The organism is Mycolicibacterium parafortuitum (assembly GCF_010725485.1).
Classification (GTDB): Bacteria; Actinomycetota; Actinomycetes; order Mycobacteriales; family Mycobacteriaceae; genus Mycobacterium.
Genome location: NZ_AP022598.1, coordinates 3,041,726 through 3,058,767, shown reverse-complemented (window position 1 = coordinate 3,058,767; position 17,042 = coordinate 3,041,726). Strand labels below are relative to the sequence as shown.

At 68.6% G+C, this 17,042-nt stretch carries 16 protein-coding genes; 8 read left to right on the top strand and 8 right to left on the bottom strand.

The features are described 5' to 3' along the window. Positions 1 to 76 precede the first annotated feature (76 nt). A complete protein-coding gene (locus tag NTM_RS14750) occupies positions 77 to 709 on the bottom strand; it encodes a GIY-YIG nuclease family protein (protein ID WP_104865110.1) in 633 nt (210 codons plus the stop codon). 29 nt (positions 710 to 738) lie between these two features. Next, a complete protein-coding gene (locus tag NTM_RS14745; protein ID WP_232079935.1) occupies positions 739 to 1,656 on the bottom strand; it encodes a lytic transglycosylase domain-containing protein in 918 nt (305 codons plus the stop codon). Positions 1,657 to 1,731: 75 nt separating this feature from the next. On the opposite strand from NTM_RS14745, the gene NTM_RS14740 reads away from it, so the two are divergent. Continuing rightward, positions 1,732 to 2,520, top strand: a complete 789-nt coding sequence (locus NTM_RS14740; RefSeq protein ID WP_232079712.1) for a DUF1460 domain-containing protein — start codon at positions 1,732 to 1,734, stop codon at positions 2,518 to 2,520. 4 nt (positions 2,521 to 2,524) lie between these two features. Here NTM_RS14740 and NTM_RS14735 read toward each other — a convergent pair whose 3' ends face one another. After that, positions 2,525 to 3,379, bottom strand: coding sequence for an SDR family NAD(P)-dependent oxidoreductase (locus tag NTM_RS14735; protein WP_435405126.1), 855 nt, complete (start codon positions 3,377 to 3,379; stop codon positions 2,525 to 2,527). A gap of 98 nt (positions 3,380 to 3,477) precedes the next feature. Here NTM_RS14735 and NTM_RS14730 point away from each other — a divergent pair, with 98 nt between their 5' ends. From NTM_RS14730 to NTM_RS14720, 3 genes are all read left to right on the top strand, one after another. Then, positions 3,478 to 3,921: a nuclear transport factor 2 family protein gene (locus NTM_RS14730; RefSeq protein ID WP_104864996.1), complete on the top strand. Its 444-nt coding sequence runs from the start codon at positions 3,478 to 3,480 to the stop codon at positions 3,919 to 3,921. A gap of 92 nt (positions 3,922 to 4,013) precedes the next feature. Next, positions 4,014 to 5,171 (top strand): acyl-CoA dehydrogenase family protein, encoded by a 1,158-nt coding sequence (locus NTM_RS14725; RefSeq protein ID WP_104864997.1) that lies wholly within the window; start codon positions 4,014 to 4,016, stop codon positions 5,169 to 5,171. Between the two features lie 8 nt (positions 5,172 to 5,179). After that, positions 5,180 to 6,286 (top strand): acyl-CoA dehydrogenase family protein, encoded by a 1,107-nt coding sequence (locus NTM_RS14720; protein WP_163766719.1) that lies wholly within the window; start codon positions 5,180 to 5,182, stop codon positions 6,284 to 6,286. 81 nt (positions 6,287 to 6,367) lie between these two features. Here NTM_RS14720 and NTM_RS14715 read toward each other — a convergent pair whose 3' ends face one another. Further along, on the bottom strand, positions 6,368 to 9,364 hold the full coding sequence (locus NTM_RS14715; protein ID WP_163766718.1) for a M13-type metalloendopeptidase: 2,997 nt from the start codon (positions 9,362 to 9,364) through the stop codon (positions 6,368 to 6,370). Positions 9,365 to 9,698: 334 nt separating this feature from the next. Here NTM_RS14715 and NTM_RS14710 point away from each other — a divergent pair, with 334 nt between their 5' ends. Beyond that, positions 9,699 to 9,926: a hypothetical protein gene (locus NTM_RS14710; protein ID WP_104864999.1), complete on the top strand. Its 228-nt coding sequence runs from the start codon at positions 9,699 to 9,701 to the stop codon at positions 9,924 to 9,926. A 16-nt stretch (positions 9,927 to 9,942) separates the two neighbouring features. Here NTM_RS14710 and NTM_RS14705 read toward each other — a convergent pair whose 3' ends face one another. The 3 genes from NTM_RS14705 to NTM_RS14695 are packed head-to-tail and all read right to left on the bottom strand — an operon-like array spanning position 9,943 to position 12,607. Then, positions 9,943 to 10,611: a DUF899 domain-containing protein gene (locus NTM_RS14705; RefSeq protein ID WP_163766717.1), complete on the bottom strand. Its 669-nt coding sequence runs from the start codon at positions 10,609 to 10,611 to the stop codon at positions 9,943 to 9,945. A 19-nt stretch (positions 10,612 to 10,630) separates the two neighbouring features. After that, positions 10,631 to 11,512, bottom strand: a complete 882-nt coding sequence (locus NTM_RS14700; protein ID WP_163769494.1) for an LLM class flavin-dependent oxidoreductase — start codon at positions 11,510 to 11,512, stop codon at positions 10,631 to 10,633. A 39-nt stretch (positions 11,513 to 11,551) separates the two neighbouring features. Further along, positions 11,552 to 12,607 carry a TDT family transporter gene (locus NTM_RS14695; RefSeq protein WP_232079933.1) on the bottom strand — a complete coding sequence of 352 codons (1,056 nt, stop codon included), beginning with the start codon at positions 12,605 to 12,607 and terminating at the stop codon, positions 11,552 to 11,554. Positions 12,608 to 12,837: 230 nt separating this feature from the next. Here NTM_RS14695 and NTM_RS14690 point away from each other — a divergent pair, with 230 nt between their 5' ends. From NTM_RS14690 to NTM_RS14680, 3 genes are read left to right on the top strand one after another with little or no spacing between them, the layout of a single operon-like run. After that, a complete protein-coding gene (locus NTM_RS14690; protein WP_163766715.1) occupies positions 12,838 to 14,178 on the top strand; it encodes a sensor histidine kinase in 1,341 nt (446 codons plus the stop codon). Next, a complete protein-coding gene (locus tag NTM_RS14685) occupies positions 14,166 to 14,810 on the top strand; it encodes a response regulator transcription factor (RefSeq protein ID WP_104865003.1) in 645 nt (214 codons plus the stop codon). Before NTM_RS14690 ends, NTM_RS14685 begins: the two co-directional genes overlap by 13 nt. Before the next feature lie 20 nt (positions 14,811 to 14,830). Further along, entirely contained in the window at positions 14,831 to 15,706 is an 876-nt protein-coding gene (locus tag NTM_RS14680) for a DUF4097 family beta strand repeat-containing protein (protein WP_163766714.1), read from the top strand. Here NTM_RS14680 and NTM_RS14675 read toward each other — a convergent pair. Then, positions 15,703 to 17,040 (bottom strand): flavin monoamine oxidase family protein, encoded by a 1,338-nt coding sequence (locus NTM_RS14675; RefSeq protein ID WP_337781390.1) that lies wholly within the window; start codon positions 17,038 to 17,040, stop codon positions 15,703 to 15,705. The genes NTM_RS14680 and NTM_RS14675 overlap by 4 nt on opposite strands. Between the last annotated feature and the right edge of the window lie 2 nt (positions 17,041 to 17,042).

The window sequence follows — 17,042 nt, the reverse complement described above, 5'->3', positions numbered from 1 at the left end:
CACCGATCGCGAAAAGTGGCTCAGCGCAACGAATACGACAATCTGACCGGCGGCTCCGGGCAGCGCGGGCGAGCCGTCAGGTCCACTCCGCGAGGATGCGCATCTTGCCCGCCCGCACCGCCGCGTTCCGGCGGAGCTTCTTGAGTTCGGGCACGAATGGGTTGCGGTCGTTGCCGTGGATGTTCAGCGGCAGATCGAGCGCGTTGAGCAGTTTGCCTTCGAGATGCCAGGGTTCCGGGTGCAGCACCCACGACACCGCGGCGTTGTCAGCCATCCACTGGGTCAGCACCGCTTCCCCGCCGGCGAACGTCTGCCGCTTCCCGGAACCGACGCGCCGCAACTCGATGCCCAGCCGGTCGCCGAGCAGCACCCCGAGCGATTTGCGCAGCGTGGAGCCATCCGCGCTGGCGTTGCCCGCACCGAAATGGAACCGGATGCGTTTGCGGAGATCCTGAGGCACCTGCGGTTTCCCGTCGGCGCGCGGCGGGCCCGGGCTGACCCCGACGTACAGCAGCGTCCAGCCGTCGCGTTGCGCGCAGCCCGAGGTGTCGATGTCACCGGGGATCTCGCGGAACCACCAGCCGTGGGCACCGGCCCTGGCAGGCACCGGATCCGGATCGGCGAACACCTCGTCTCGCGTGTAGCGCTGAGCGGCAAGGAAATTCGCGACAGCGTCGGCGTTTCGCCTTGCGGACATCGACTCAGCCATACCGGTCAGCGTAGTCGCCGCCTCGGCGGTCACTGCGGATGCGTCGCCAGGTACTCCTCCACCGGGATCGGCGCCGCCGCGTGGTAACCCGCGGGCAACACGACGTCGCCCGCGGTCGAGTTGTAGTACACGTCCCACCGGTGGTAGCCGCCGAATACGGCGGGATCGGCTCCGATCAGGCGTGCGTACTGGTTGATCGCACGCACGTACCGACGGGAGTTGTTGTACCGGTAGATCGCCTGATCGCGGTCGCGCGCGAAACCGTGGGCGGCCAGGAAACGGCCCGCGGCCATGATGCTGTCGTGCGGTGACCAGATGTCGGTACCGGCACCGTAGGTCGCGAACGTCGACGGCAGGAACTGCATCGGCCCCTGGGCACCCGCGGTGCTGACCCCCGAGATCCGGCCGAACGCGGTCTCCACGAAGTTGATGGCGGCCAGATAGTTCCAGCCGACCCCGGTGACCGCCTCGGCGTCGCGGTAGTACCGCAGCAGTTCTTCGGCGGGTGGCGGCGGACCGATCCGCCATGCGGGAAGCGTCGCCTTGCCCCTGCCCATCGCGCCGAGCTGCCTGCGGGCGTCGATGTTGCGGTCGTAGACGTCCAGCAGCGGCTCGGGCACGCGCGTCCGCACCAGCGCGTCCCACTCCGGGTGCCGGGCCAGCACCCGGTAGGCCTTCTGCTGGCGCCGGGCAGCGGCGGTCAGCGCGGACTCGGAGGCTCCCGCTGCACGCAACGTCCGCTCGTCGGCGACCAGGTCGGCGACGACCTCGACCGGATCGGCGGCCAGCACGGGCTGTTCGGTCGCAGGCGGTGCGGGGGCCGCCTGCGGACGTATCGGCGGGGGCGCGGCGGCAGAGGTGTCACCGGGCGGAGGTGCGACCTGCGGTGAGCATCCGGCCAGGGCGAACGCGATCACGAACGCGATGCCAACGCGGTTGGAGCCCAATGCCTTCTCCTCGCGGTTGCGGGCTGGTTCTGCAGGTGCGTCCTCCAGTGTGCGGGCCCGACGTACAGTGGCCAAATGCCGCGGTTGACGAACATGCTCGCGACCCTCGCCATGCTGCCCGCCGTCGTTCTCGGCGCCGGCTCTGCGCATGCCGCTCCCGCGGCCCACTTCACCGGAACCAGCGAGCAGATCCTGCAGACGATGCTGGACACCACGGCGGGAACGTCGGATGCCGCGTCGATCTCGGGTCGGTTCCTCGGAACCCCCTATGGCGCAAACACTCTCATCGGTTCGGCCACCGAGCCCGAACAACTCACCGTCAATCTGCAGGCTGTCGACTGCTTCACCTACGCCGACTACGTCGAGGCCCTCAAACGGGCCGACGACCGCGACGAATTCCTCGACAGCCTGGTCGACGTCCGGTACCGCGACGGTGACGTGTCGTTCGAGAACCGCAAGCACTTCTTCACCGACTGGGCCGCGACGGCTCCGGCGGTGGCCACCGACGTCACCGCGACCGTCAGCGACGACGCGGTGCGGGTGCCGAAGACCCTCAACGCCAAGGATTCCGGCGGGGTCTACCTCCCGGGCATCCCGGTCGTCGCGCGCACCGTGTCCTACATCCCGAGCTCCTCGGTCGACGCCGACGTCGTGAGCCGGTTGCGCACCGGCGACTACCTCGGCGCATACGCCTCCGACGGCGGTCTCGACGTAACGCACGTCGGAATCTTCGTCGACTCCCCCGACGGCCCGGTGTTCCGGCACGCGTCGTCGCGCAGTGGTGAGGACATGGTGGTCGACACCGCGCTGGCCGACTACCTGCAGACCGTCCCGGGCGTCGTGGTGTTGCGACCGCTGATCTGAGACGTCACAGCGGAAGCGTGGTGCCCGTCTCCTGTTCGGCGAACTCCCAGAGTCGTTGCGCGGCAGCGTAATCGCAGGCCACGGGGGCGCGGCCGCTGAGCGTGGGCGGACCCTTGAAGCCGAACCGTCCCGCGATGCCGACGTAGCTGCCCGGCGGGATGGGTTCGGTGAGGCAGTACAGCGTCGGGGCAGCGCCTGCGTCGATGTCGTTGCCGATCACATTGGCCACCCGCTGCACCACCGAGTGGGCCGCGGCCATGGCGCCGGTGTCGGCCACGTTCGAAAGATTCGACGAGACCCAGCCCGGATGCGTCAGGTACGTCGTGACCGGCGCGCCCGCCGACCGCAGCCGGCGATCCAGTTCGAGTCCCCACAGCATCACCGCGAGCTTCGAGCGCGCGTAGACCGGAAACGACGACCATTTGCCGGTTCGCGCGTGTAGGTCGTCAAAGGCCAGCGAGGCCGACTTGTGCGCGTCGGAGCCGACGTTGACGATCTTCGACCGCACCCGGCCGAACAGCAGGTTGGTCAGGGCGAACGGGCCGAGGAAGTTCGTGCCGAGCGTCATCTCGAAGCCGTCCACGGTGTCGCTGCGATGTTGGGCGACGAGGCCGGCGTTGTTGATCAGCACGTCGACGTCTCCGTCGAACAGCCCGGGGAACGCCCGCACCGAGGACTGGTCGGCCAGGTCGAGTTTGACCACCTCCGTGTCGCCGCCCATCTCGGCGGCGCGGCGGGCGCCGAGCTCGAGGTTGCGCACAGCGAGGATCACCTGCGCGCCGGCCCGGGCCAGCGCTGTCGCGGTCGCCAACCCCACCCCGTTGGTCGCGCCGGTGACGATGATCCGCTGACCTGTCATGTCGCCGAGCCGCGCCGGGGACCACGTGGTTGCCACGCCCCGAGGTTAGCGGTTCCGGCCTCGTTGACATGACAGATCCCGGCTGGTTGTCTACCGCGATGAGCGACTCGGCCCGTGAGATCGAGAACTTGGTGTACACCTACGCCGAGCGCATCGACGCGGGCGACTTCGACGGTGTCGCGGCGCTGTTCGCCCACGGCCGGATCTGCGGTATGGAGGACGGCCCGCCCGAGACGGTGTTCGAGGGCTCCGACCGGGTGCGCCAGATGTACGAGATGGCGGTGCGTCTGCACGACGACGGCACCCCGAAGACCAGGCACTTCACCACCAACGTGATCATCGACGTGGACGACGCCGCCGGGACCGCACGCGGCAGCGCCTATTACTGCGTCACCCAGTCCACGCCGGAGCTGCCGTTGCAGATCGTGGTGACCGGACGTTATCGCGACACCTTCCACCGCGTCGACGGCAACTGGTGGTTCGACACCCGGGTCATGTTCGTCGACCAGGTGGGTGACACCAGCCATCACCTCAAGTTCTGACAGCGTCGTAACCAGGCCCCGGACCCGCCTGTTTGTCTCCCAACCAAACGGTTAGTCTGGCGGTGGTACGCCGATGAACCAGGAGGCTGTCAATGCAGCTGGCGCTCACGCCCGAGGAAGCCGAATTCCGCGACGAGCTTCGCAACTTCTACCGGACGAAGATCCCGGCCGAGATCCGCGAGCGGACCCGCACCGGCTCCGAGGCCAACCGCGACGACATCGTCACGGCGAACAAGATCCTCAACGACCACGGGCTGATGGTGCCCAACTGGCCGGTCGAATGGGGCGGCAAGGACTGGACGCCGATCCAGCACCAGATCTGGCTCGACGAGATGCAGCTGGCCAGCGTTCCCGAGCCGCTGACGTTCAACGCCAAGATGGTCGGCCCGGTGATCGCCGAGTTCGGTAGCCAGGAGCTCAAGGAGCGGTTCCTGCCGCCGACCGCGGCCGTCGACATCTGGTGGTGCCAGGGCTTCTCCGAGCCCGAAGCCGGCTCGGACCTCGCGTCGCTGCGGACCACCGCGCTGCGCGACGGCGACAGCTACGTCGTCAACGGCCAGAAGACGTGGACCACGCTCGGCCAGTACGCCGACTGGATCTTCTGCCTGGTCCGCACCGATCCGAACGCGCCCAAGAAGCAGGCCGGTATCTCGTTCCTGCTCATCGACATGAACACCCCCGGCATCACGTTGCGCCCGATCAAGTTGATCGACGGCAGCTACGAGGTCAACGAGGTGTTCTTCGAAGACGTCCGGGTGCCCGCTGACCAGCTGGTCGGCGAGGAGAACCAGGGCTGGTCGTACGCCAAGTTCCTGCTCGGCAACGAACGCACCGGCATCACCCAGATCGGTCGCACCAAGCTCAAGCTGGCCGAGGCCAAGGAGCGCGCGAAGGCCAGCGGCCTGATCGACGACCCGCTGTTCGCGGCACGGCTGGCCGAGACCGAGAACGACGTGCTGGCACTGGAACTGACGCAGATGCGGGTGGCGACCGGATCCAAGGAAGGCAAGCCCAACCCCGCCTCGTCGGTGCTGAAGCTGCGTGCCAGCGAGCTGCAGCAGGCCGCCACCGAACTTCTGATGGAGGTCGCGGGCGCCGACGCGCTGCCGTTCGGCACCGACGGAATCGCCTCGGCCGACTGGGCGCAGGAAGCCGCGCCGCGCTACCTGAACTACCGCAAGACCTCGATCTACGGCGGCAGCAACGAGGTCCAGCGCACCATCATCGCGTCGACCATTCTCGGATTGTGAGCTAAGACATGGATTTTCAGTTCAGTGAAGAGCAGGTCCTGCTCCGCGACACCACCCGGGACATGCTGTCGCGTAAGTACGACCCCGAAAGTCGGCTCAAGACCCTCGATTCCGAACTCGGATGGAGCCGCGACGTCTGGAAGCAGCTCGCCGAGGTGGGTGTTCTCGGTCTCGGATTCGACGAGGACGCCGGCGGGCAGATCGAGGTTCTCGTCGTACTCACCGAGATCGGCAGGCGGCTGGCGCCCGAACCGGTGTTGCACGCCGCGCTCGGGCCCGGTGCGCTGATCGCCGAGGCCGGAACCGAACAACAGTGCGCCCTGCTCGACGAGGTCGCCGCCGGCGAGCGGCTGCTGGCGTTCGCCCACCTCGAACCCGGGATGCGCCTGCCCACCGCCGCGGTCGCGACCAAGGCTGTGCGTGACGGGGATTCGTGGACCGTCAGCGGCAGCAAGAACCCGGTGCTGGCCGGTGACTGCGCCGATACGCTCGTCGTCAGCGCACAGCTGCCCGACGGCGGGACCGGACTGTTCCTCGTCGACGCCGCCGCGACCGCGCGCACGCCGTTCCGCACGTTCGACGGCCAGCGCGGTGCGCAGATCGACTTCGACTCGGTCGCCGCCGAACCGCTCGGCGACGCCGCCGACGCGTCAGAGGCAATCTCGCGGGCGCTGGTGCGGATCTCGTCGGGGCTGTGCGCCGAAGCCCTCGGCGCGATGGAGGAAGCGCTGCGGCTGACGAGCGAGTACCTCACGCAGCGCAAGCAGTTCGGGGTCACGCTGAGCAAGTTCCAGACGCTGACCCAGCGGGCCGCCGACATGTACGTCTCGCTGGAACTCGCCCGCAGCATGACGTTCTACGCGGCGATGTCGGTCGCCGACGACAACCTGGACACGACCATCGCCGCGCGGGCCAAGCTGCAGATCGGCCGGTCGGGACGCCACATCGCCCAGGAGTCCATCCAGCTGCACGGCGGTATCGGCGTGACGGCCGAGTACCCGATCTCGCACTACGCGGCGCGGCTCACCGCGATCGACCGCACCCTGGGTTCCGCGCAGGACCATCTGCACGTGCTGATCGACCAGCTCGACGACTACGAGGTCGTCGCGCTCTAGTACCTGTCGCGAGCAGACGCGAAATCGCATGATTCAGGCGGAATCTGTGCGAGTTCGCGTCTGCTCGCGCGTGTTTCGGGGTCAGTACCAGATACGTACGCGCTGTTCCGGAGGAAGGTACATCGCGTCCGTCTTGGTGACACCGAACGCCTCGTAGAACGTGTCGAGGTTGCGCAGAACCCCGTTGGCCCGGAACTCGGCCGGCGCATGCGGATCGGTGGCCATCAGCGACAGGAGTGTGCCGTCGTTGTACTTGCCTCGGTAAAACTGCACATACCCGAGCAGGACACGCTGCACTCCGGTGTATCCGTCGACGACGGGAGCGGTCTGGCCGCCCAGGGATTTGACGTATGCCTTGAGGGCGATGGCCAGCCCACCGAGATCGGCGATGTTCTCACCCACCGTCAGTGCCCCGTTGACGTGGGGCCCGTTGGGAAGTTGCCGCGGCACATAGCCGTCGTACTGTTCGATCAGTCGCTGTGTCTTCGCCTCGAACGCGGCGCGGTCGGCCGCCGTCCACCAGTCGACGAGGTTGCCGTCGCCGTCGTACTGAGAACCCTCGTCGTCGAAGGCGTGACCGATCTCGTGGCCGATGACCGAGCCGATCGCTCCGTAACTGGCCGCGATGTCGGCCTCGGGGTCGAACAGCGGGGCCAGCAAAAACCCTGCAGGGAAGATGATCTCATTGGTACCGGCTGAGTAGTACGCGTTGACGTCCTGCGGGACGTCGATCCATGTGCTGCGGTCGACCAGCGGGCCGACTCGGTCCAGGTCGCGCGCCCGTGCGGCGCCAAGACCACGCACGTAGTTCCCGTAGAGGTCGTCGGGCGCGATGACCAGGCCGGAATAGTCGACCCAGGTCTCGGGATAACCGACCTTGACGGTCATTTTGTCCAGTTTTTCCAGGGCCTTGGCCCGGGTTTCCGGGGACATCCACTCGAGTTCGGCAATGCTGTCCCGGTACGCCGCGAGCAGGTTGTCGACCATGTCTTCGATCTGACGCTTGGCTTCAACCGGAAAGTGCTTGTCGACGTAGAGCTTTCCCACTGCGAAGCCGAGCACATCGTTGACGGCCGACAGTCCCCGCTGCCACCTGTCGCTGGTCCGCTCCTGGCCGAACAGCCGCTGATGGTTGAACGCGAAGTTCTCCGCGAGGATGTCGTCGGTGAGCAGGATCGCGCGGCTGTGGATGGTCAGCCAGCTCGCCCAGACCTTGAGGTCCTGGAGCGATTCCGCCGACCAGGCTTGGGCGTATGCCGTCAGATAGTCGGGTTGACGGACGATCACCGTCTCGGTGTGTTCGGATGATGCTCCGTACCCGTGCGCCCACGAACCCCAGTCGAACCCCGGCGCCTCCGCCGCCAGTTCGGCGAGACTGCGCGGGTTGTAGATCGCTACGGGATCGCGAAGCTCGACCGGGTCCCACTGCGCGGCTGCCAGCGCCGACTCGAAGGCCACGATGCGTTGTGCGGCCTGGGTGTAATCGCCGGCCACCCCGCCGTACACCAACGCGAACATCCTGGCGATGTGCTCCGGGTACTCGGCCAGGATGGTCGCGTGCCGCGGCTCGATGTAGTAGGCCCTGTCCGGGAGCCCGAGTGCGACCTGGTTGAGTTGCAGGACGAGGCGGGACGAATCCTTGGCGTCCGTGTCCACCCATGTCTCGAACCCGAAGTTCACCCCGGCCAGGGAGCCGAGCACGGCGGCCAGCGCTGAGTGGTCGGCCGCGTTGTCGATTCTGGCCAGCTCCGCGAGTAGCGGCTGCACGCCGGCGTCGGCGACGGCGGCGGTGTCCATGAAGCTCGCGAACATGTCGGCGATGCGTTGGGCATCGGAATCGGGCTGTGCTGCCTCGCGGTCGATACCGGTGACCAGCTCGCGAATGCGTTGCGCCACTGTGTCGAAAACCTCGTGGATAACACCGGCGCCGTTTCGGCGGGCCGGGATCTGGTAGTTCTTCCACCATGTGCCGTTCAGCCAGCCGAACGGATCGTCCTGGATGCGAACACTGTCGTCGACGTTGGTCAGGTCGATTCCCGACCTGAGCGTCGGCGCCACCCTGATCGTCACGGTGGCGAGGTCGGCGTGTCCGAAGTCGGTTTTGGTCAGCAAGCTGACCAGACCCGGCAGATGCCAATCGGCTGACGCGTCGCTGACCTTGTAGGTGAACGTATCCGTGCCACCGCTGCGTGCGAACGCATCGTCGGGATCGTAGGTGAACGTTCCCGTGGCCTGGTCGAAGGTGACAACGCCGCGCCTGGGCCCCCGGTTGACCAACAGGCTGAAGGACAGCGCATCCCCGTCCTGGTCACTGGCCGACAAGGCAAGCGGATCACTGACGTTCTCCGGCTTGTCCAGGACCAGCGTCACCGTCTGGTCGCGGGCGTCAGGCGCCCGGTTGAAGAAGGTGCGCTGGAGATTGCCGAACCATCCGGTCAGCAACACCAACAGGTTCGGCGGCGCCGGTGGACCGACCGGCGGCAGCGGACCGGCCGACGTGAGCTGACCGGCCAACATCACCTGCGCCGTCTCGGTCGCCGCCGACTTCTGCTGTGCTGCCGACGTTTTCCTACTCGACGCGTCCAGTGCCACGGGTGCCGTGGCGGGCGGAGGGTTGTCGGCACGGATTCGCGTGGTGCGGCTGTCGGTATCGTCGGGCCGGGCGCCGAAGGCCTCGTCGACGCGCGAGTCCGGTTCGGAATCAACGACATCGGCGTCGGCATCGCCATCGGCGACATCGACATCGGCATCGGCGTCGGCATCCGGGTCGATATCGATATCAAGGTCCGCGTCGCGCTGGGACGACACCTTGGACCCGACGGGATCGACCTCGCTGCCCGCGGCGCGCTGATTCCCGCCGCCCGCGGCGGGTTCGTCCTCGCCGCCCGCGGCACTCTTGGTTGCGCCGGACGGGGCGTCCTGGGCCCGCGCCACGTGGGGCTTGCGGGCGGAGGCCGAGGCAGAGTCCGATGCCGACGACGCCGAATCCGCTCCGCCGGTATCGGCCAGCGCCTCGCCGATTCCCCCCGTGGATGCGACGGCCAGACCTATCCCCAAGGCCACCGCCAGGGCCCCCACCCGGCCTACGTACCTGGCATGTCCGTTCGTTCGGCGAGCACCATCAATCACGTCATCCCCCGTTCGCCCGGGCGCCGACCACGCCCGAATTCGCGCAAGTTACCGCACTTTTCTTGACGTCTTCGTCAGTTTGCTTGCATTTTCGCCAATTGGACAGCGCGCGTGGTGAACGCGAACGGCGCTGCGCCGCTGCGGTAGCTGCGGACTCCGAGAGCGGGGTGCAGGGAGCCTGACGGTCGCGAAGTTCCCGCGCATCGTTGGTATGGACGACCGTCGTCGTGCGTTGGACAGGAGGTAGATCCGCAACGAGCATCCCCCAGGTAAGGAGCGCACGATGCAGGTGAAGAAGTTGTTCGCGGCCGCGGCGATCGCCGCCGGGTTGGGCGCCGGCCTGTCCGTCGGCGCAGGCACCGCAGCCGCCGACCCGCACTGGTGGCATCCGGGACCGCCTCCCCCACCCGGACACATCGGGCACGTGGTGCACGTGCCGCCCGGGCACCTCGGTCCGTGGGTCGGGGTGCCGCCCGGACACTGGGACAAGCCTTGGAAGTGGCTCAGGTAGTCGGTCGGCGCGGCGGTCAGTACGAGTCGTGCAACCGGATCCACTCATACGGCGGCTGCTGCGGCCACCCCGGGGGTGAGTCCTCCCAGGTCTCCTGCCGCCCGTAGACGGTCAGATCGAGCAGGTCGAAGACCAGCATGAACGGCTCCTCACCGCGGTCGAACGTCTGCCAGGTGTGAAACACGCGGTCACCGTCGCGCAGGAATGCGCTGATCGAGTGATGCTCCTCGCCGTCGACGGTGGTGTGGAAGTCCTCGTTGAAGGTGCTGCGCCCCGAGGACACCCACGGCAGGTCCCATCCCATCCGGTCCTTGAACGCGACGAGCTTGCCCACCGGTGCGCGTGACACCAGCACCAGCGAGGTGTCCTTGGCGTACAGGTGCGACAGCGGGCCGATGTGGTCGGCCATCATCGAGCAGCCCGGGCACCCTTCGTCCCAGTCTGACCCGAACATGAAGTGCTGCACGATGAGCTGGCGACGCCCGTCGAACAGATCCAGCAGGCTCAGCGGGCCGGACTCGGTGTCGAACACGTAGGGCGTGCCGACCTCGACCATCGGCAGCCTGCGTCGGGCCGCGCTGACCGTGTCCTTGAGCCGGATCAGCTCCTTCTCGCGCACCAGCAGTTCGGCGCGGGCCCTGTCCCATTCGGCGCGGGACACGATCGGCGGCAGGGTGGGCTCCATACGGTGAGCTTGCCCCGCCTCACCCGAGCTCGGCAACCACCTCGGCGGCCCGGCGCACCTGCTCGATGTCCGAGCTCGTCGGGATCAGGTGCACCTCGTCGGTGCCGATGGCGGCGAATCCGTCCAGGACCGCACAGAGCTCGTCGGCGGTGCCCGCGAACCCGGTCGTCGGCGCCAGCGCGTCGACGAACTCCGACGGGATCCAGTTCATGTACCGCAGCAGGTGACGGTGCACCTGCTGCCGGGGCGCGTCGCCGTCCCCGATCGCGAACCAGAACGACGTCGCCAGGTGCGGCGCACCCTTGCCGGCCTCCCGCCATGCATCGCGGGCGATGTCGAACAGCTCGTTCTGCTTACCGGTGTCCAGATCCAGCGTCGTGCCCGCGACCCCCTCGGCCCACCCGGCGGCGCTGCGCACGGTCTTGGGTCCGAGCGTTCCGACCTGCAGCGGCGGCCCGCCGGCCTGCACCGGGGGCGGCCCGACCGGCAGCGTCGAGTCGGTCAGCTTCTCCCCCGCCCACACGCGCTTCATCAGGTCCACCCGCTCGGCCATCTCGCGCATTGTCTGCGTCGCGGGATCCGCGCCGACCGCGCGGTAATCCTCGTGCCGCCCACCCACGCCGATCCCGACGGTCAGCCGTCCGTCGCACAACAGGTCGCCGGTGGCCAGCTGTTTGGCGAGCATCACCGGGTCGTGCAGCTGCGGGATCACCACCGTCGTGACCAGCCGCACCCGCTCGGTCCATGCCCCCAGCGCACCGAGCAGCGTGAGGCTCTCGGGATTGTCGAACGCGATCCGCTCACCCCAGCACAGCGACGAGAACGGCCCGTCGTCGACCAGTCGCGCCCACGCCTTCAGCGTCGCCCGGTCGAGATCGGGCTCCATCACCGGCATCGTCATCCCGATACGCACGTCGGCGATTCTGGCATGCCGCCCCGGCTACGTGGCGGGGTCCTTGTACGCACGGATCGGGTCACTGCCCGGCGGGGTGAACAGCCCGCGGGTGATACCGACGCGAAATGTCCGCACGGCCACCAGGATCCACGTGCACAACAGGCCGACATAGGCGACCGCCGCGGCGTAACGGAACGCGGGCAGCGCGGTGTGCACCGCGAGTTGGGTGGTACCGGTGACGAACGTGCCGACCGGGAACGTCAGGCTCCACCAGGTCAGTGCGAACGGCATGCCGCGGCGCAGCGTGCGCACGGTCAGCGCGGTCGCCAGCCCGATCCACAGCACCGCGAAACCCCATACCGGCACGCCGTAGAGCACCGCGAACACCCGCATCCCGGCGGCCAACTCGTCGTCGACGGCCAGCGCGGCGTCGGTGCCGAGAAGTCCGGCGACAGTGATGGATTGGCCCAGCGGACCCAAGACGATCCACAGTGTCGGCACCCGGGCGGTCCCCGAAGTGCCGAAATGCGACAACCTGCTCCAGACCATCGTGATGATGATCAGGGACGCGACCAGCGACAGCCCGAACATCGCGTAGCAGCCGTAGAGCATGGTGGCCCGGCCCGTTCCCGGTGCCATGTGCGGGATGAGCAGACTGCCCGTCGCGGCCGCCACCATGGGCGGCACCACCGGCATCAGCCAGCCGCCGAACGCGGCGTCGGGTTCGACCCGGTACTGCGTGAACATCAGGTACGGAATGCTCATCGCGGTGAACAGGCCGCCGAGGGTGCCCGCGATCCACAGCATCCACGCCATGTCGACCGCGATCCGGGTGCCGACGAGGTCCTCGCCGACGATGAGCGCTCCCGACGCGACGGTCAGCAGCGCCATCGGTGCCGCCCCGTAGAAGTGCGCCATCGTCGGGTTGCGGGCGTGGCTGCGTGCGACGGTCGGGTTGCGCAGCCAGTGCGCGATCATCGCCAGGATCAGGACCACCAGCCACACCGCCGAGGCGACCCACACCACGAGCGCGAACCCCCGCAATCCCGGCACGTGCACCGGAAGAGACGCACCGGCATTGGCGACGATGCCGGTGCCCATCACCGAGGCGAACCAGTTGGGTCCGAGGTAGCCGAGAATGCTGGGACGGTCGGCGGGGTCGGCGGTCACGCCGCTCAGTATGGCGATGGCGAGCGCGCCCGAAATGCCGCGGTCGGCGGCGTGTCGCCGTGCAGACATGCGCGCTCGCGGTGCGAGGGGTGGTTTTCCCCCGGGGGAATCTCAGGAAAACGCCGTGTCGCGGAGGCACACATCTTCCTAGGTTTGAAGACATGTCCGCAGTTACCGAGACAGCCGCCGTGACCGCGCCGGTCGGCGTGCAGCCGCACCCCGGACCGCCCACCCCACCCATGTCCCGCCGAGCCGCGATCGGCGTCGCTGCCAGCGCGTCGCTGCTCGTCGGCGGGGCGTTCGCGACGGTGTGGTTCTGGATTCCGTTGGCCATCATGATCGTCGGCATCTCGTCGATCCCGAGCGTCATCGGATTCCTGCTCGCCGCGGTCGTCTTCATCTACCTGATGCGCGGCGTCGACTACGTGGAGCGGGTGCGCAGCGAAGCGGTGTTCGGCATGGGCATCGGCATCCCCCCGCGCCGGCTGTCGCACTACACCGGATTTCAGCGCTGGGCCCACCAGCAGTGGCTCGACATCAGCAGTGCCCGGTTCTGGAAGGGTGTGGCGCACCATTACCTGCGGATGATCTACGACGCGCTGATCACCGCGCTGGCCGTCGGCCTCGTGGTGTTCGCGTTCCTGGCACCCGCCGCGGCGATCGCGATCGGCAACAGCGACCCCGACGCGGGCCTGTCGTTCCTGCCGACCCCGCTGGCCTGGATCCTCGCCCTGGTCGCGCTGCCGGCCGCGGTCGCCCTCGTGGTGTTCGCGCCCGTGCTGGACGCGACGATCGACCGCTGGCTGCTGTCCCCGTCGCCGACCGCGGCGCTGCAGCAGGAGGTCAGCGCGCTCGCCGACGCCCGCCAGGGCGCCGTCACCTCCGCCCAGACCGAACGGCACCGCATCGAACGCGACCTGCACGACAGCGTGCAGCCGCGGCTGGTGTCGCTGGCGATGACCATCGGGCTGGCCCAGACCAAACTCGACACCGACCTGCCCGCGGCGAAGGCCCTGATCGCCGAGGCCCACGACGAAGCCAAGAACGCTCTGGTCGAGCTGCGCAACGTGGTCCGCGGGATCGCGCCGACGATCCTGGCCGACCGCGGACTCGACGCGGCGCTGTCGTCGGTGGTGCAGCGCACCACACACGCCGGGATCCCGACGACGCTGAGCGTGCACTTGCCCTACCGGCTGCCCGACGAGGTCGAGGCGTGCGCGTACTTCGTCGTCGCCGAGGCGCTGACCAACGTCAGCCGCCACTCCGGGGCGTCGCACGCGGCCGTCACGGTGCGCCTCGACGAGGCGACACAGGAACTGCACGTCTCGGTGTTCGACGACGGGCGCGGCGGCGCGCAGGTGGTCGACGGGGACAGCGGCCTGGACGCCACCGGCCTGCGCGGGCTCGACGAACGGGTGCGGGCCGCGCGGGGGACGTTCACCGTGTCCAGCCCGGTGACCGGACCCACCATCGTCACGGCGGTGCTGCCATGCGCATCGTGATCGCCGAGGACTCGGCGCTGCTGCGCGCAGGCATCGAACGGATCCTGACCGACGCCGGGCACGAGGTCGTCGCCGGGGTGTCCGATGCGACGAACCTGCTGCGGCTGGTCAACGACACCCGCCCCGATCTCGCGATCCTGGACGTGCGGATGCCGCCGACGTTCACCGACGAGGGCATCCGGGCCGCGGCACTGCTGCGCAGCCAGAACCCCGAGTCCCCGGTGCTGGTGCTCTCGCACTACGTCGAGGAGCGCTACGCCGCCGATCTGATCGCCTCGGACACAAGGGGATTCGGATACCTGCTCAAGGACCGCGTGGCCGACGTACCCGCGTTCCTCGACGCTGTCGAGGTGGTCGGGTCCGGCGGAACCGTGCTCGACCCCGAGGTGGTCTCCCAGATCCTGGTCCGCTCGCACCGGCGCAACGTCCTCGACGCGCTGACCCCCAGGGAGAACGAGGTGCTGCAGCTGATGGCCGAGGGAAAGACGAACTCGGCGATCGCCACCGCGCTGCACATGTCGGTCGGTTCGGCCGAGAAGCACATCGCCTCGATCTTCACGAAGTTGAACCTGGCCCCCGACGAGAGCGAGAACCGCCGCGTCCTCGCCGTCCTCCGCTATCTCGAATCCTGAAGCCCCCGAAAGGATTTGTCGTGACCACCACCATCTCGATCCCCAGCGCACCGCCCCCGCCGCTGTCACCGGGAGGCCGATCCGCGATCCGCGTCCTGCTCACCGTCGCCGCGTCGGTGCTCGTCATCGGTGTCGTCGTGTCGTTGTCCGCGATGGCGTGGGGTGTCAGCAACTTCCGCGTGGTCAAGGATTCGATGACGCTGCCGAATTCGCTGACCTCGGTGACCGTCGACACCGGTTCGGTGCCCGCCGTCGTGCGGATCACCGCCGACCGGGAGGCGCGCGAGCCCCGCGTCGACATGCGGATGGTGAATTCCGTACGGGCAGGCTCGGAGCCGCTGGCGGTCACCGCCGACGGCACCAGCGCACGGATCACCATCGACGCCGAACCCTCGGAGTTCCTGCGGTGGGGCCGCGCCGGCGAGATCACCGTCGTGCTGCCTCCCGAACTGGCCCGCCGGGTGTCGGTGACCACCCGCCAGCAGACCGGAGTGCTGTTCGCACAGGCCGACATCGACGAGCTCACGGCGCGCACGACCGACGGATCGATCGTGCTCGGCGGCGCGGCCAAGCGCGTCGACGTCGAGAACGAACACGGCGACGTGACCACCCGCGGTTCGATCGCGATCACCGAATCATTCCGCGCCGCAACCACCACCGGAGACATCAGTGTCGAGTTCTCCGAGCCGCCGGCCACCGTCGACGCGGAATCCGACCACGGCGACGTGGTGATCACCCTGCCGCCGCCGGGGCCCTATTTCGTCGATGCGACGACCGGGCGTGCCCACGGTGCGACGGTCGTGGAGGTGCCGCGGACCCAGGACCGGGGTGCGGCCGCCTCGATGATCAACGGACGCAGCGAGACCGGCGACGTCGTCGTCACCCAAGCGGGTTAGCCGCGCTGCAGGATCCTGTCGGCTTCCCGCACGCCGCTGAGGTAGGCGCCGTGCACGGTGGCGAAGAACTCCGCGTGGGTCGCCTCGCCGGCGAAAGCCAGCCGGTCGCCGACCGGGGCCGCCAACGCTTCCTGGTCGTCGGGACCGGACCTGACGGCCAGGAAGCTGTAAGAGCCGCGGGCGTAGGGATCCTGCGCCCAGCGGGTCACCACCACACCGGTCGGGGCGGGCGCCCCCAGCGCCGCGACGACCTCGTCGGCTGTCTTGGCATCTGAATCCTGTTCGCGGGCCAGCGCGTTGGCGCCGCCGCGCAACCCGATCAACACCGGCACATCGGTGAAGCGCAGCCCGTTGACCAGATCGGAGACAGGCCGGTCCCGCCCCGCGAGCCCGATCATGTCCGAGTGCGCGTCGAAGCGCCCGGTCCAGAACGGTTCGCCGAACCGCAACACCACCTTGTCCAGGAGCCCGAATCCGAGTCGCTCGATCGCGTCGCGTTTGGCGGCGGGCAGCGGCGGGTCGAAGGTGATGGTGCCGGCCTTGAGGACACCGAGCGGGACGGTGACGATCACCCGGTCCGCGGTGAGGGTCTCGTGCGCGGTCTCGACGGTGACGCCGGCGTCGTGATGGACGATGCGGGTGACCTCGGCACCGAGCCGGATCGTCAGATCTCGTGCCAGGTGCTCGACCAGTTGCCGGTAGCCACCCGGCAGCAACAGGTCGGGCCCGTCGAATTCTCCTTCGTGGCCGAACCACCGCAGCGACAACTCGTCGGGGTCGGCGGCGTACTCGGCGCCGATCGCGCCGGCCACACACCACTGCATCAGCGGATCCGTCAGGTCCGCACCGGTGCGGGCCAGCGCGCCGGCCAGAGAGTCGTCCGGCCCCGCGCGCTCGGTCATCTCGTCGACGTCGGCGAGAACCCCGTCCCATTCGCGCAACACGGCGGTCACCGCGGCCGCGTCGACGGCGGCACCGTCGTCGATCACCACGGTGTCGTCGAAGTCCGTCTCGACGGTGCGCGCCCCCACCGTTTCGGCCAGTTCGGTCAGCGGGTTTCCGTCCGCGCCGTGGATCCACGCCGCGCCGAGGTCGATCGGTACGCCGAGCGAGGTGTCAGTCCACGTCCTGCCGCCGATACGCGCACGCGCCTCCAGCACCGTGACGGTCGCACCGTGGTCGGCGAGACGCCGCGCGGCGCTCAGCCCGGCCATCCCGGCGCCGACCACCACCACATGTTCACCGTGCGCGCCGGGCGCATCGTCACCACAGGCCGCGAGCAGCGGCGCGGTCGCCATCGCCCCGAGTCCCAGCGCGAACTGCCGCCGGCTCATTC